Here is a 15,298-nt window from a genome sequence, read left to right on the forward strand (position 1 = left end):
AACATCTCTGCAGGGCTAAAAAAGCGTTTGTGTCTGCCAGCAGCCATCGCTGACCGGCTGGTCAGCAAGGCTTTGCACATATTGCAGATAATCAGCGCGCGGAATCTCCTGCGCGCCCAGCGAGGCTGTATGAGGATTAAGGACCTGACAATCCACCAGTCGGCCCTGATGTCGGATGAAATGCTGACAAAACACCCAAAGTGCGGTTTTGGATGCATTCTCCTGACGGCTGAACATCGATTCACCACAGAAGATTTGCCCCATCGCCAGCCCATACATGCCACCCACCAGCTGATGTTCATCCCACACCTCAATGGAGTGCGCGTGGCCCAGTTCATATAATCGCAACCAGGCACGCTTCATCTCAAAGGTAATCCAGGTGCCTTCTTCGCGACCGCTGGCGCAGCCCTCAAGGACCCCGGCAAAGGACTCGTTCATTGTCACCCGATAAGGTGAACGATTGTGAAAACGCTTCATGCTACGACTGAGATGAAACTGCTCAGGCAGCAGGACGGCCCGGGGATCGGGCGACCACCAGAGAATGGGATCGCCGGGCGAAAACCACGGAAAGATACCGTGCTGATAAGCGTTAAGTAATCGGGCAGGGGAGAGATCACCGCCCATGGCCAGCAGGCCGTTTGGCTCACGCAGCGCCATCTCAGGCGGGGGAAAGATTAGAGATTCCCGTGACAGTTGTACCAGTCTCATCGCGTTATGTTACTCATCGGCATTTCGCTAAGACTATAACGCAATACGCTGCCGGAAACGCCAGTAGCGCCCTGCTTTTGAGATTAATTCCGCATGACTGCCCTGCTCAACAATCGCGCCATTATCCATCACGCAGATGCGATCCATCTGTTCCAGGCCACTCAGCCGGTGAGTGACCATGATCATGGTCTTTCCGGCAGTCAGCCGTTGCAGCAGGGCGAGAATATGCTGCTCGGTGGTGGCATCCAGCCCTTCGGTGGGCTCATCCAGCAGCCAGAGATCGCCGTCGTGTAGTAATGCGCGCGCCAGCGCCAGCCGACGCAGTTCGCCGCCGGAAAGCGGGCGACCCCCTTCGCCCATCCAGGCGTTTAATCCCTCCTGATTCTCAAGCAGGCGTTGCAGGCCAACGTCGTTCAGGACGCGGCATAGTTGCTCATCAGTGGCATTGGGGCAGGCCAGCAGCAGGTTATTGCGCAGGCTCTGGCTGAAGAGGTGAACCCGCTGCGTCACCACGCTGATACGCTGGCGCAACGCGGCTTCTGACCAGGCTGTAATCGGCAGATCATTCAGGCTGATCACACCGTGCTGGCTTTCGCGAGCGCGGGTCAGCAGCGCCAGTAGCGTCGATTTTCCGCAACCGGTCGGTCCCAGTAGCGCAATATGTTCACCCGCGGCCACCTGCAGGGTACAGCTGTTCAGTACCTTATCCGGACGGTCGGGGTAGCTAAAGTCGAGCCGATCAATATTGACGTAGAGCGGTCCTGACCGGGCGTCTGACCGTACCGGGAAGGTAATAGCGGGTGCCTGATCGATAATGTCATTAACCCGCTGCGCGGCGGTTGTCACCTGCGACATCGGCAGAAAAGCGCCTGCAACCGGTGCCAGCGCCTCAAAGGCGGCCAGGGCGCAGAACACGACCAGCGCAATCAGCGAGCCGGGTAACTGCTGTTCACTGATTGTCGCAGCACAAAGCCAGAGCAGCAGGGTTACGGTAATGCCGCTGATCAGCAGCAGCAGGCTCTGGGCGGCGGCCTGCAAACGCTGTTGTTTGCTCTGTGCCTGCTGCCAGCGCTGTTCATCTTCGTCAAGTTGCTGACGCCAGCTCTGCGAGGCACCATATAACGTGAGTTCAGCCTGTGCCGCCAGCCACTGCATCAGTTGCAGACGCCAGCGGGCGCGTCCATGGGCAATCGCGATGCCTGCCGGTGAGCCAAGACGATAAAATAGCAACGGCATCAGAATCAGCGTACTCAGCATGATACCGCCCAGCGTCAATGCCAGTGGGACATCAATAAAGCTTATTCCGAAGATGACTACCACTATCACCACAAATGCGCCAAGCAGCGGCGAAATGACGCGCAGATAGAGATGATCCAGCGTATCAACATCGGCCACAAAACGGTTGAGCAGGTCCGCCTGGCGGAACTGCGAGAGCTGCCCCGGCGAAAGCGCCATCAGACGGCTGAAGGTGTGGACACGCAGATGCTGAAGCACTCTGAACGTCGCATCATGACTGACCAGACGTTCAGCATAGCGTGCGGCGGTACGGATGATCGCAGCACCACGGACGCCCGCCGCGGGCAGCATATAGTTGAAGGTATAGAGGCCCGCTACGCCTGCCACTGACGATGCGGCGAGAAACCAGCCTGACAGGGTCAGCAGGCTGATGCTGGCCAGCAGGGTAACAATCGCCAGCGCAATGCCCAGCGCAAGGCGGAAAGGGTGGCGCAGCCAGAGACGAAGAAAAGGACGCAAGGCCGACATCAGCGGATCTCCTGTTGACGATGCTTCAGCATCTCGCTGAAGGCACCGGGCTGTTGCGATAGCTGCTGCCAGTTACCCTGTTGCACCAGCTCACCCGCCTCCATCACCCAGAGGGTCTGCCAGCGACTCAGCGTATCAATCTGATGAGTGATCATCAGCGTAGTCTGGCGGGCAGCCGCCTGGTTCAGGGCCAGCATCACATGATGTTCGCTGAGTGCATCCAGGCTGGCTGCCGGTTCATCAAGCAGCAAAAAATGTGAGGATTTATAGAGTGCGCGTGCGACCGCGACCCGCTGTGCCTGACCCACCGACAGCTGATTACCACCATCGCCGGGCTGAGTTTCAATACCCCTGGGCAGACGAGGCAGGAACTCGTTAATGCCGCACGATTCCAGCAGCGTCGCAAAGCGCTCGCCGTTCCAGGCAGCATTCATCACGATATTGTCACGCAAGGTGGTGGCCGGTAACTGAGGATTCTGTCCTACCCAGCTAAGCTGCTGATGCCAGTCGCTCCGCCGTATATCACGCAGTTCGATGCCATTCGCTTTCAGCGAGCCCTGGTAAGGAAGGAAGCCAAGCAGGGCGTTCATCAGGGCCGTTTTCCCGGCTCCGCTTTGACCGACCAGCGCAATCTGCTCACCCGCGGCGATGGTAAAGGTGAGCGGGCCGCAGAGCACCTGACCATCCGGCGCGCAGACTCGTAGCTCATCGGCGTCAAGTGCGATTGCGCGATCGGCAGTAAAAGGCTGCTGGCCATCCTGCGGTACAACGTCGGGCGTCGCCTGCATAAAGGCTTCAATTGCATCGGCACCGCCTACCGCCTGGGCTTTGGCGTGATAGAACGCGCCGAGATCGCGCAGCGGCTGGAAAAACTCCGGGGCAAGTATCAGCACCAGAAATCCTGTAAACAGCGTCACGCCCTGACCATAATCACCGAAATGCAATTCGCCCAGATAGGAAAAGCCAAAATAGACGGCCACGACGGCAATGGCTAACGAGGCAAAAAACTCCAGCACGGCCGAGGAGAGAAACGCTAAACGCAGCACGTCCATGGTGCGCTGGCGAAAATCAGTGGTGGCGTCGGCAACCGCCTGCTGCTCTGCTTCAACACGATGAAACAGCCGCAGCGTTTCTCTGCCGCGCAGACGGTCGAGAAAGTTACCGCTCAGGCGGGCCAGCACCAGGAAGTTGCGGCGATTGGCCTCGGCCGCACCCATGCCGACAAGTGCCATAAACAGGGGAATCAACGGCGCAGTGGCAAACAGGATCAGACCCGCGGTCCAGTTCAGTGGAAAAATAGTCAACAGAATGCAGCAGGGGATCAGCACCGCCAGCGTCATTTGCGGCAGATAGCGTGCGTAATACTCCTGCATCTCTTCAATCTGCTCCAGCAGCAGAGTCGCCCAGCTCCCGGCTGGCTTTCCCTGGATCCACGCCGGGCCTAGCGCAGATAACCGGTCTAAGACCTGCTGACGTAACGCCTGACGGATAGCCTGCCCGGCACGATAACCGGTCAGTTCGCGGGCATAGTTAATCAGGGCGCGCAGTACGAAGCAGAGCAGTAACAGCACGATACTGACCGTCAGGGTTTCACGCGGCTGCTGGTCAATGATCAGCGCCTGCAGCAGCGAGGCCAGTAAACCAGACTGGGCAATGATCAGCAGGGCACTTACCATGCCCAGCAGCGTGTTGAGCCGCAACCAGCGACCGGCGAAACGACGTTGCTGACGAAGCCAGCGGGTAAGATGCTGCTGCCGCGATTTGTCCATGCGAGACCATGCTAAATGTCGGTGACAGGGGAAAATGGAAAGACATTTCCATCTCTTCAGGCGCAAGAATCTAGCATGAGAGCCATAAAAAAGGCGACGGAAAAACCGTCGCCTGGAACATTTGAGATCAGAGGGTTAACAACTTACCGATCGTTTTTAACCAGCCCGTCAAGAAAACGCTCAGCGTCTAACGCGGCCATGCAGCCGGTGCCCGCAGAGGTGATCGCCTGACGGTAGATATGGTCCATCACATCGCCTGCCGCAAAGACACCAGGGATGCTGGTCTGGGTCGCGTTGCCGTGCAGACCCGACTGAACTTTGATATAACCGTTCTCCAGCGCCAGCTGACCTTCAAAAATAGCCGTATTCGGGCTGTGTCCGATAGCAACAAACAGACCTGCCACCTCCAGCGCTTCTGTTTCATCACTGTTCTGAGTTGAACGCAGTGTCAGACCCGTCACGCCCATCTGATCGCCAGTCACTTCTTCCAGCGTACGATGGGTGTGCAGCACGATATTGCCATTGCGCACTTTTTCCATCAGGCGGTCGATCAGGATCTTCTCTGCGCGGAAGCTGTCACGACGGTGAATCAGATGCACTTCAGCCGCGATGTTCGCCAGATAGAGCGCCTCTTCAACGGCCGTGTTACCCCCGCCAATCACTGCGACTTTCTGATTGCGATAGAAGAAACCGTCACAGGTTGCACAGGCAGAGACACCTTTACCCTTGAACGCCTCTTCAGACGGCAGACCCAGGTAACGCGCTGACGCACCGGTTGCAATGATCAGGGCATCTGCCGTGTATACGCCGCTGTCGCCAGTGAGGGTGAACGGACGGTTCTGCAGATCAACGGTATGAATATGGTCGAAAATGATCTCAGTATTAAATTTTTCGGCATGCTCGTGCATGCGCTCCATCAGCGATGGACCTGTCAGATCGTGCGGGTCGCCCGGCCAGTTCTCCACTTCAGTAGTCGTGGTGAGCTGTCCGCCTTTTTCCAGACCGGTGATCAGCACCGGGTTCAGGTTGGCGCGTGCAGCATAAACGGCTGCGGTATAACCCGCTGGGCCGGAGCCCAGAATGAGTAACTTACTGTGTTTGGCCGTACTCATGCGTTCCTCAGTTTCATTCGGCTGACATAGCCTGCGATTGTAGGGAATATCCGGCGACAATAACAAGACTTAGCCAATTTTGTTAACGATAGCTGCAAGTGGCGTAGACGATGAGCGGCGGTTTTGCCTGGTCAATGCGCCAGAATGGGGCAAAAATCGGCTTTAAAGGGTGCAGAAGTGGAAAAATACTCATTTAAAAACAGATACCCAGCGGTCTGTCTGGCATCTTGTCCTGAATTTGGTGATTTTACTTTGACAATCGCCTGCGCTTTTGCGAAAACATTATCAGAAGCGAATAACATTTATCGGAACAAAACAGGTTTTCCTCGCCTGTTTTGCGTGTAACGCCGAATAAAAGCAGCCTGATATGGATAATGACGCATGATGTGGACAGACAACATGCGTCATATCGATAAGTGTCAGATCACAGGCTCTGTTAGCTCACTTCAAAAATGCCCCGAACATTGAGCGTTTTCAGGGCGTGGCAGGTAAAGGGAAGGAATTAAGAGAGACAATAATAATGGTAGACAATAAGAAACGCCCCGGGAAAGACCTCGACAGAATTGACAGGAACATTCTGAATGAACTTCAGAAAGATGGTCGTATTTCAAACGTAGAGCTTTCCAAACGCGTAGGCTTATCGCCTACGCCATGTCTTGAGCGTGTACGCCGTCTCGAACGCCAGGGATTTATTCTTGGTTACACCGCGCAGTTAAACCCGCACTATCTGGATGCTTCTCTGCTGGTATTCGTTGAGATTACTCTGAATCGTGGTGCGCCGGATGTGTTTGAGCAATTTAACGCCGCTGTGCAAAAACTTGAGGAAACTCAAGAGTGTCACCTCGTTTCTGGTGATTTCGACTACCTGCTGAAAACGCGCGTACCTGATATGTCTGCCTACCGTAAGCTGCTGGGTGAAACCCTGTTGCGCCTGCCGGGCGTAAACGACACGCGAACTTATGTGGTGATGGAAGAGGTCAAACAGAGCAATCGACTGGTGATCAAAACTCGCTGATGCGGGGCAGGTGCAAAACCTGTGAGATTTCGGTACACTCCTGTGCATTCATACAGGAACAGCGTCGGGCTTGCCCGACGCTGTTGCTTCTTACTTTACAGGCACCTGGAGAGTCCTCTTGAGCCAGGAATATACAGAAGATAAAGACGTTTCGTTACAATCGCTGAGCAGTGGACGTCGTCTGCTGGAAGCGTTGCTCATTCTGGTGGCGCTGTTTGCCATTTACCTGATGGTTTCACTGGTCAGTTTTAACCCTTCCGATCCGAGCTGGTCGCAAACGGCCTGGCATGAACCTATCCACAATATCGGCGGCAGCGTCGGTGCCTGGCTGGCTGACACCTTACTCTTCATCTTTGGTGTGATGGCATACGCCATTCCACCCGTCATCCTGGGCTTGTGCTGGATTGCTTTCCGTCAGCGCGACAGCCAGGACTATTTTGACTACTTTGCCGTCGGATTACGCTTAATTGGTGTTCTTGCGCTGGTGGTTACGACCTGTGGTATGGCAGCGCTGAACGCGGATGATATCTGGTACTTTGCTTCGGGCGGCGTGATTGGCAGCCTGGTCAGTAATGCTATTGCTCCCTGGTTTAGTCCGGCTGGCGGCACGCTGATGCTGCTCTGCGTCTGGGCGGCAGGAATAACCCTGTATACCGGCTGGTCCTGGCTTACCATTGCAGAGAGAATCGGCGGCGTTGTCATGGGCGTGCTGACGTTTGCCAGCAACCGTTCACGTCACGATGAACCCTGGCAGGAAGAAGATGACGAGCGGGAGGGGCAAGATTATGCGGATGTCCCTGCTCTGCATGCCGCCGATCAGGATGATGACGTGCTGCTATCTGCTCCGCGTGCTGCCGATCAGGAAGAGGATGTGCTGCTTTCGGCACCACGTGCTGCCGCTCAGCCTCTGCCGTCACAGCAAGATCCGCTACTGGCGAAAGCGGCGGCCGCAACCAGTGCAGCGGTAGCCGCCACTGCGGAAGCTGCAGACGTGACCATCGCTCCTGCGGCACCGGTTAACGCGGTGCCTGCTGCAGCGGCCTTTACTGCATCGGTGCCTGCCGCGTCAGCAGCAGTGCCTGCACCGCCGACGGCACAACCTGCTCCAGCTTCTGCACAGAGCACCCCTGCATCCTATGGTGCAACGACGGCTCCGACGCCGGCGCAGAATGCTTCTGCACCCGCGGCCTCACCACCGCTTTACCACTTTGAAATGCCAGACGAAGCCCCGGCTGCGCCGTCGTTCAATGCTTATGATGATGACGACCCTAAAATGGGTAACTGGCGTGACACATCAGCGGCCCCTGCGGCCGCAACAATCACCGCTGCCGCTACGGCGGCCACACGCACTGCGCCTGTTTTCGACCTGGCACCTGAAACCAATCTGAACCCGCAGGTTAAGCAGGGTATCGGACCGGCGCTGCCGCGTCCTAATCCGGTAAAACTGCCTACGCGTCGTGAGCTGGCCTCTTATGGCATTAAGTTACCTTCGCAACGCATGGCTGAAGAGAAAGCAAAAGCGGAAGAGAGTGAAGCGGCCCCGGCTACGTCGGTTTCCACTGCACCTGATGCAGAAGAGGCACTGCAGCAGGCTGAACTGCGTCAGGCCTTCCAGTCTGAACAGCAGCAGCGTTACGGCACCAGCTGGCAGCAGGACGAAGAAGATGAGCAGGATGCGCAGCAGCAGGATGCTCTGGCGCGTCAGTTCGCCGAGCAGCAACAGCAGCGCTATGAACCTGAAGTGAGAAACGAGCCGGTATTGAATATTGATACTGCCTCAGCGTTCGATTTTTCACCGATGAAAGATCTGGTGGATGACGGCCCGTCTGAACCGCTGTTTACCATTGCTGCGACGCCGGAGCCGGAAGCACCTGCGGCTTCACACGAACCGTGGCAGCAGGTGAGTGAGGTCTCAAGCCATCAGGCACCGGCTCAGGTTCCTGCACCTGCCCGTTTTGCACCGGCAGAACCTGCCTATAGTGCGCCAGTGACGCCTGCGGCACCCGCAGAGCCTGTTTATCATGCACCAGCGGCAGCGCAGGCCCCGGCCTATTCTGCATCTGCTTATGGTAGGCCAGCAGAGCCTGAAGCGGGTTATGCCGCGCCGTCTGCGCCTGCATATGCTGCACCAGCGTCGCCTCAGGCCCCGGCTTATTCTGCGCCGTCTTATGGCGCGCCAGCCGTTGAGCCAGTCGAAGAAGCGAAACCTTCATTGCATGACAGCCTGATCCACCCGTTCCTGATGCGCCATGAGCAGCCACTGGAGAAACCGTCCACGCCACTGCCTTCGCTGGATCTGCTGACGGCGCCACCTGAAGAGGAAGAGCCGGTTGATATGTTCTCGCTGGAGCAGACTGCCCGTCTGGTGGAGTCACGCTTAGGCGATTATCGCGTCAAAGCCGAAGTGGTTGGCATCTCGCCTGGCCCGGTTATCACCCGTTTCGAGCTTGACCTGGCACCGGGTGTAAAAGCAGCACGTATCTCTAACCTGTCGCGCGACCTGGCACGATCACTCTCGACTGTCGCAGTTCGCGTGGTGGAAGTGATCCCTGGCAAACCTTATGTGGGTCTGGAACTGCCAAACAAACATCGTCAGACCGTCTATCTGCGTGAAGTCCTGGATTGCCCTAAATTCCGCGACAATCCATCGCCACTGGCCGTCGTGCTGGGTAAAGACATTGCCGGTCAGCCTGTCGTGGCCGATCTGGCGAAAATGCCACACTTACTCGTTGCCGGTACTACCGGTTCCGGTAAGTCCGTGGGCGTGAATGCCATGATTATCAGCATGCTCTACAAAGCGACACCGGAAGAAGTTCGCTTCATTATGATCGACCCGAAAATGCTGGAGCTGTCGGTCTACGAAGGCATTCCGCACCTGCTGACCGAAGTTGTCACCGACATGAAGGATGCAGCCAATGCGCTGCGCTGGAGCGTTGGTGAAATGGAGCGTCGCTATAAACTGATGTCGGCGCTGGGTGTACGTAACCTGGCGGGTTACAACGAAAAAGTGGAGCAGGCCGAGGCGATGGGCCGTCCGATTCCTGATCCGTTCTGGAAACCGGGCGACAGCATGGATATGACCCCGCCGGTGCTGGAGAAACTGCCTTATATCGTGGTGATGGTCGATGAGTTTGCTGACCTGATCATGGCAGTGGGGAAAAAGGTTGAAGAGCTGATTGCGCGCCTGGCACAGAAAGCCCGTGCTGCGGGTATCCATCTGGTGCTGGCAACACAGCGTCCATCCGTGGATGTCATTACTGGCCTGATCAAAGCGAACATCCCCACACGTATCGCCTTTACCGTTTCGAGCAAGATAGACTCACGTACTATTCTCGATCAGGGCGGCGCGGAATCACTGCTGGGTATGGGTGACATGCTTTACATGCCGCCAAACTCCTCACTGCCGGTTCGTGTTCACGGTGCCTTTGTGCGTGACCAGGAAGTGCATGCGGTGGTTCAGGACTGGAAAGCACGTGGTCGTCCGCAATATATCGACAGTATTACGGCAGGCGAAGAGAGCGAGAGTGCCGGTGGGATTGATAGCGATGAAGAACTTGATCCGCTGTTCGATCAGGCTGTGGGCTTTGTGGTTGATAAGCGCCGTGCCTCGATTTCAGGCGTTCAGCGTCAGTTCCGCATCGGCTATAACCGCGCGGCACGTATCATTGAGCAGATGGAAGCTCAGGGCATCGTCTCTGCACCTGGACACAATGGTAACCGTGAAGTGCTGTCGCCACCGCCTCACGATATGTAGCGGTTAAATGTTTTGAAACATTACTTGATGAGCCAGTTCCGACTGGCTCATTGTTTTTATGCGGTTAACCCCCATATCTGGATCAGCTTTCGGCTTATTCCTCTGTTCTGATGGCGGAACGGCGACCAGGCTTAATGCAGTTATCGATGGGAACGTTTAAATAAGGAATTGAAGCAGATGAAATTACGCGTAATCGCTCTGGGCCTGTTGGCCACCTTTTCTTCAGCCAGCGTTCTGGCTGATGCTTCCAGTGATCTGCAACAGCGCCTGAACAAGGTCAGCAGCTTCCACGCCAGCTTCACGCAAAAAGTGACCGACAGCAGCGGTGCCAATGTGCAGAATGGTGAAGGCGAATTGTGGGTTAAACGTCCCAGCCTGTTTAACTGGCACATGACCGCGCCGGACGAAAGCATCATCATCTCTGACGGTAAATCGCTGTGGTTCTACAATCCATTTGTTGAGCAGGCGACCGTTAGCCTGCTGCAGAATGCGACCAGCAATACGCCGTTTATGCTGATTGCCCGCAACCAGTCGAATGACTGGAAGCAGTACAACATTAAACAGCAGGGTGACAATTTCGAGCTGACACCCAAAAACAGTGATGGCAACCTGAAACAGTTCACCATTCAGGTGACCTCCAGCGGCACCATTAACCGTTTCAGCGCTATCGAACAGGATGGCCAGCGCAGTGATTACCAGCTGAAAAGTCAGCAGAATGGCGCTATCAGTCCGGATAAATTCACGTTCACACCGCCTAAAGGCGTGACGGTGGACGACCAACGTCAGTGAGGTCACGGTGAGTAACCTGTCCCTGGATTTTTCCACCGAAAATTTCAAACCTCTGGCCGCGCGTATGCGGCCAGAAACATTGAAACAGTACATTGGTCAGCAACATTTGCTGGGTGCGGGCAAACCTCTGCCGCGCGCGATTGAGGCAGGGCACCTGCACTCGATGATCCTGTGGGGACCACCCGGGACCGGCAAGACGACACTCGCTGAAATCATTGCGCATTATGGTAACGCTGATGTGGAGCGTATCTCAGCAGTCACTTCGGGTGTGAAAGAGATTCGTGAGGCAATAGAGCGTGCCCGCCAGAATAAACATGCCGGGCGGCGTACCATCCTGTTTGTGGATGAGGTCCATCGGTTCAACAAGAGCCAGCAGGATGCTTTTCTGCCACATATCGAAGATGGCACGATTACCTTTATTGGCGCGACCACCGAAAACCCCTCTTTTGAACTTAACTCCGCGTTGCTCTCCCGCGCCCGCGTCTATCTGCTTAAATCACTGACTCTGGAAGATATTGAGCAGGTGCTGGATCAGGCGATGCAGGACAAAACACGCGGGTATGGCGACAGTGATATTGTGCTGCCGGACAACACGCGCAGGATGATCGCTGAACTGGTTAATGGCGATGCACGCCGGGCGCTGAACACGCTGGAGATGATGGCGGATATGGCCGAAATCACCGCTTCGGGTCAGCGTGAACTGACGCCGCAGTTGCTCAACGAAGTCTCGGGTGAACGATCCGCGCGTTTTGATAACAAAGGCGACCGCTTTTACGATCTGATATCGGCTCTGCACAAATCCGTGCGCGGCTCGGCACCCGATGCGGCGCTTTACTGGTATGCACGCATTATTACCGCAGGTGGCGATCCGCTCTATGTGGCACGCCGGTTGCTGGCTATCGCCTCAGAAGATGTCGGCAATGCTGACCCACGCGGTATGCAGGTAGCGATTGCCGCCTGGGATTGCTTCACGCGCGTCGGGCCGGCAGAAGGGGAGCGTGCGATTGCGCAGGCGATTGTTTATCTGGCCTGTGCGCCAAAAAGCAATGCGGTCTACAACGCATTTAAGGCTGCAATGCGTGATGCGCGTGACCAGCCCGATTACGATGTGCCTGAGCATCTGCGCAATGCGCCGACTAAGCTGATGAAAGAGATGGGACTTGGCAAAGAGTATCGTTATGCCCATGACGAAACCAATGCCTATGCCGCCGGTGAAGTCTATTTTCCGCAGGAACTGGCGAGCACACGTTATTACACCCCAACCCAGCGCGGGCTTGAGGGTAAGATTGGTGAAAAGCTAAGCTGGCTCGCTGAGCAGGATCAAAATAGCCCGACAAAACGCTACCGCTGAAACAGACGTTACGGTAATGTGGGCAATGTTTTCAACGCATTCCGCAGGAATGCGTCCCTTCTTTCAACCAACTTTTTATACACAGGATAAGCATGCTCGATCCCAATCTGCTGCGTAACGAGCCAGACGCAGTCGCAGAAAAACTGGCACGCCGGGGATACAAACTGGATGTGGAAACGCTGCGTTCGCTTGAAGAGCGTCGCAAAGTACTGCAGGTGGAAACTGAAAATCTGCAGGCAGAGCGTAACTCCCGATCCAAATCCATCGGTCAGGCCAAAGCACGTGGGGAAGACATCGAGCCGCTGCGTCAGGAAGTGAACGCGCTGGGCGAACGCCTGGATACCGCAAAAGCAGAACTGGATGAACTGCAGAATCAAATCCGTGACTTTGCGCTGGCGCTGCCGAACATTCCGGCAGATGAAGTGCCGCTGGGCAAAGATGACAGCGAAAACCAGGAAGTGAGCCGCTGGGGTACTCCGCGTGAATTCAGTTTCCAGGTTAAAGATCACGTTGAGCTGGGTGAAGCGGCAAAAGGTCTGGATTTTGCGGCTGCCGTGAAACTGACCGGTTCGCGCTTTGTGGTCATGCAGGGGCAGATTGCCCGCCTGCACCGTGCACTGAGTCAGTTTATGATTGACCTGCACACTGAGCAGCATGGCTACCTTGAAACCTACGTGCCTTACCTGGTAAACCACGAAACGCTTTATGGTACCGGACAGCTGCCTAAGTTTGGTGAAGACCTGTTCCACACCCGTCCGCTGGAAGAACAGTCAGACAGCAGCAACTATGCGTTGATTCCTACCGCGGAAGTGCCGCTGACCAACCTGATGCGCGACGAGATCGTGGAAGAGGATAGCCTGCCGGTTAAACTGACCGCGCATACGCCATGCTTCCGTTCTGAAGCGGGTTCTTACGGCCGTGACACACGCGGTCTGATCCGGATGCATCAATTCGACAAAGTTGAAATGGTGCAGATTGTCACGCCGGAACAGTCAATGGATGCGCTGGAAGAGCTGACAGGTCATGCGGAGAAAGTGTTGCAGCTGCTGAATCTGCCATATCGTAAGGTTTTACTCTGTACCGGCGATATGGGCTTTGGATCGACCAAAACCTACGATCTGGAAGTCTGGCTGCCAGCGCAGAATACCTATCGTGAAATTTCATCCTGTTCCAACATGGGTGATTTCCAGGCGCGTCGTATGCAGGCGCGTTACCGCAACAAACAGGAAAAGAAACCGCGTCTGGTTCATACCCTGAATGGCTCAGGACTGGCCGTAGGCCGTACTCTGGTCGCGGTGCTGGAAAATTATCAGCAGGAAGATGGCCGCATCACCGTGCCTGAAGTTTTACGCCCATACATGAATGGCGTCGATGTCATCGGCTAAGCGATTCACCATTCTTAAACCCGGCCATGGCCGGGTTTTTTTATGCCTGTTTTTGAAATAAAGGATTTATTGAGACGGAATTTATTCACAAATAAACGTTATCGATACCAGGTGAGCCGGAACGTTTAAAAATCCAGTTTTTCATAGAGATAGCGCTCAGCAGCATACCGCTTAACACAATTGTAACCCACTGAAGATTAGTAAATTAAATTGTCCCACAGCAAAATGTGCTGCTGTCAATTTCGTCCCATTGACTTTAAAAAAGCCAGTGGCAAACTGCGCGCAATTTCCTTCATTTTGCTCTGGTTTTTATCTCCTATGTCAACCTGGTCACGCCCCGTGATACTGCTGCTTTGCGGCCTGATGTTAATGACTGTCGCCATTGCCGTGCTGAATACGCTTGTTCCACTGTGGCTGACGCATGACTTACTGACAACCTGGCAGGTGGGCATCGTAAGTTCCTCTTATTACACCGGCAATCTGGCTGGTACATTGCTGGCTGGCTGGTTAATCAGGCATTACGGGTTTAATCGCAGTTATTATCTGGCGACCGGACTCTTTGCCGTGGCAACGATTTGCCTGGTAATGATGGAAGGTTTCTGGGCATGGAGTTCGCTTCGTTTTGTCGCGGGCACAGGCTGTGCACTGATGTGGGTCGTCGTTGAAAGCGCACTTCTCTGTAGCGGAACCGTCCGCAATCGTGGACAGCTACTGGCTGCCTATATGATCGTTTATTATCTCGGCACTGTAACCGGTCAGTTACTGGTCAGCACCCTCTCAACAGAATTGCTGAGCGTGGTACCCTGGGTCACTTCGCTGGTGTTCTGCGCGGTACTGCCGCTGGTCTTCACACGGGTATCAGCCACCGGTGAAGCGGCTGAAGCGGCACCGGCTCGCATCTGGCCGATGCTTCGTCGTCGCAGTTCACGGCTCGGCATCAATGGGTGCATTATCTCCGGTATCGTTTTAGGCTCGCTTTATGGCCTGATGCCGCTTTACCTGTCGCATCAGGGAATGAGTGATGCCAGTGTCGGCTACTGGATGGCGTTACTGGTCAGCGCAGGTATTGTCGGGCAGTGGCCAATTGGTCGCCTGGCCGATCGTTTCGGCCGCTTGCTGGTGCTGCGGGTGCAGGTCTTTGTCGTAATCCTGGGTGCGATGGCCATGCTAACCAATGCCGCAATGGCACCAGCGCTGTTTGTTCTGGGGCTGGCAGGCTTCACACTCTATCCGGTGGCGATGTCCTGGGCTTGCGAGACAGTCGCACATCATGAACTGGTTGCGATGAATCAGGCACTGCTGATGAGTTATACCGTTGGCAGTCTGGCTGGACCGGTAATGACCTCTGTTCTGATGCAGAACTATTCTGACCGGCTGCTGTTTGTGATGATCGCCGCAGTGGCGCTTATCTATCTGCTGATGCTGATGCTGCTGCGTAAAGCGGACCAGCAGGCGACGCCAGTGGCACATGCCTGATGGCTGAACAGTAAAAAGGGAGCTTAACGCTCCCTTTTTTGTGACCGATGACCCGTCCTGAATAGCGTTGACACATTTACCCGGTGTTTTCAGGAGAATGTGATGAAACAGTATGTTAAACGTACACAACGCGATTACTCTCTGTCTTTTAAACTGGCTGTCGTTGAGCAGGTTG

Annotated in this window: 11 protein-coding genes; 7 read left to right on the forward strand and 4 right to left on the reverse strand. The window is 55.3% G+C overall.

Annotated features, from left to right (window positions below):
- Positions 1-15: 15 nt before the first annotated feature.
- The 4 genes from aat to trxB all read right to left on the reverse strand — a co-directional run bounded on the left by aat (position 16) and on the right by trxB (position 5,353).
- A complete protein-coding gene (gene aat / locus F3I20_RS10540) occupies positions 16-708 on the reverse strand; it encodes a leucyl/phenylalanyl-tRNA--protein transferase (RefSeq protein ID WP_150015238.1) in 693 nt (230 codons plus the stop codon).
- A 33-nt stretch (positions 709-741) separates the two neighbouring features.
- The gene (gene cydC, locus F3I20_RS10545; protein ID WP_150015237.1) at positions 742-2,472 is read right to left on the reverse strand and encodes a heme ABC transporter ATP-binding protein/permease CydC; all 1,731 of its coding nucleotides are present in this window, start codon (positions 2,470-2,472) and stop codon (positions 742-744) included.
- Positions 2,472-4,241 carry a heme ABC transporter permease/ATP-binding protein CydD gene (gene cydD, locus F3I20_RS10550; RefSeq protein ID WP_150015236.1) on the reverse strand — a complete coding sequence of 590 codons (1,770 nt, stop codon included), beginning with the start codon at positions 4,239-4,241 and terminating at the stop codon, positions 2,472-2,474. The genes cydC and cydD overlap by 1 nt, the downstream gene beginning before the upstream one ends.
- Positions 4,242-4,384: 143 nt before the next feature.
- Positions 4,385-5,353, reverse strand: coding sequence for a thioredoxin-disulfide reductase (gene trxB, locus F3I20_RS10555; protein WP_013357303.1), 969 nt, complete (start codon positions 5,351-5,353; stop codon positions 4,385-4,387).
- Positions 5,354-5,497: 144 nt separating this feature from the next.
- On the opposite strand from trxB, the gene F3I20_RS10560 reads away from it, so the two are divergent.
- The 7 genes from F3I20_RS10560 to F3I20_RS10590 all read left to right on the forward strand — a co-directional run bounded on the left by F3I20_RS10560 (position 5,498) and on the right by F3I20_RS10590 (position 15,123).
- Positions 5,498-5,698, forward strand: coding sequence for a hypothetical protein (locus tag F3I20_RS10560; RefSeq protein ID WP_150015235.1), 201 nt, complete (start codon positions 5,498-5,500; stop codon positions 5,696-5,698).
- Positions 5,699-5,873: 175 nt separating this feature from the next.
- The gene (gene lrp / locus F3I20_RS10565; RefSeq protein ID WP_006118610.1) at positions 5,874-6,368 is read left to right on the forward strand and encodes a leucine-responsive transcriptional regulator Lrp; all 495 of its coding nucleotides are present in this window, start codon (positions 5,874-5,876) and stop codon (positions 6,366-6,368) included.
- Positions 6,369-6,486: 118 nt separating this feature from the next.
- Positions 6,487-10,122, forward strand: a complete 3,636-nt coding sequence (locus F3I20_RS10570) for a DNA translocase FtsK 4TM domain-containing protein (RefSeq protein WP_150037159.1) — start codon at positions 6,487-6,489, stop codon at positions 10,120-10,122.
- A 177-nt stretch (positions 10,123-10,299) separates the two neighbouring features.
- On the forward strand, positions 10,300-10,911 hold the full coding sequence (gene lolA / locus F3I20_RS10575; RefSeq protein ID WP_150037158.1) for an outer membrane lipoprotein periplasmic chaperone LolA: 612 nt from the start codon (positions 10,300-10,302) through the stop codon (positions 10,909-10,911).
- A 7-nt stretch (positions 10,912-10,918) separates the two neighbouring features.
- The gene (locus F3I20_RS10580) at positions 10,919-12,262 is read left to right on the forward strand and encodes a replication-associated recombination protein A (protein ID WP_150015233.1); all 1,344 of its coding nucleotides are present in this window, start codon (positions 10,919-10,921) and stop codon (positions 12,260-12,262) included.
- Positions 12,263-12,354: 92 nt separating this feature from the next.
- Positions 12,355-13,647 (forward strand): serine--tRNA ligase, encoded by a 1,293-nt coding sequence (serS, locus tag F3I20_RS10585; RefSeq protein WP_150015232.1) that lies wholly within the window; start codon positions 12,355-12,357, stop codon positions 13,645-13,647.
- Between the two features lie 318 nt (positions 13,648-13,965).
- Positions 13,966-15,123 carry an MFS transporter gene (locus F3I20_RS10590; RefSeq protein ID WP_150015231.1) on the forward strand — a complete coding sequence of 386 codons (1,158 nt, stop codon included), beginning with the start codon at positions 13,966-13,968 and terminating at the stop codon, positions 15,121-15,123.
- The last annotated feature ends 175 nt before the right edge of the window (positions 15,124-15,298 follow it).

Source organism: Candidatus Pantoea gossypiicola (assembly GCF_008632075.1).
Classification (GTDB): Bacteria; Pseudomonadota; Gammaproteobacteria; order Enterobacterales; family Enterobacteriaceae; genus Pantoea; species Pantoea gossypiicola.